Annotated in this window: 1 pseudogene; it reads right to left on the bottom strand. The window is 49.1% G+C overall.

Annotated elements, in window-relative coordinates:
* A pseudogene (locus L2748_RS24375) lies at positions 1 to 341 on the bottom strand (TraI/MobA(P) family conjugative relaxase); the annotation flags it as partial.
* Between the last annotated feature and the right edge of the window lie 168 nt (positions 342 to 509).

A 509-nucleotide genomic window follows, 5' to 3' on the forward strand; every position in this document is an offset into this window, starting at 1 on the left:
TCACTCTTTATCGGTAATACCGAAACCACTTCCGGTGCAGTCTTGATTAATATCAATGACTGCCCGTTAACCTCTCTTAATCCCGCAAATTCGCCTTTAACAGCCTGCGTTAAAGGTTCATGTACCAAAATATCCATCCCTTTCTCACGTTTACTCATACGCTCAGAGATATACTGCTCTGCTGCACTTATCTGTGCTTCATCTAGTCTTGCCCCAAAAACTCCCCATCGCAATGCGTCAACAGCGTTTCGGGATCGTTGCTGTCCCACGTCACCAGATACATCACGCGGCAATAACACTGCACCTTGTCCTTTGAAGCTTGCCATACCGAGTTCGGACACGTTTCGCAAACGGTGACGCCTTGAGGGCGGCGGCTCACTTCCAATGCTTCCAAGGTTGGGCTGACGTTGGGATTGTGATTGTCCGCGCTCATTCCCTCGTCTACTTCTGTCATATCCGGTAACGGTTCGTCCAGACTCATCATTGCTTCTTCCAACAATTCCTCGTCC

It is taken from the genome of Shewanella sairae, from assembly GCF_023283535.1.
Taxonomy (GTDB): Bacteria; Pseudomonadota; Gammaproteobacteria; order Enterobacterales; family Shewanellaceae; genus Shewanella; species Shewanella sairae.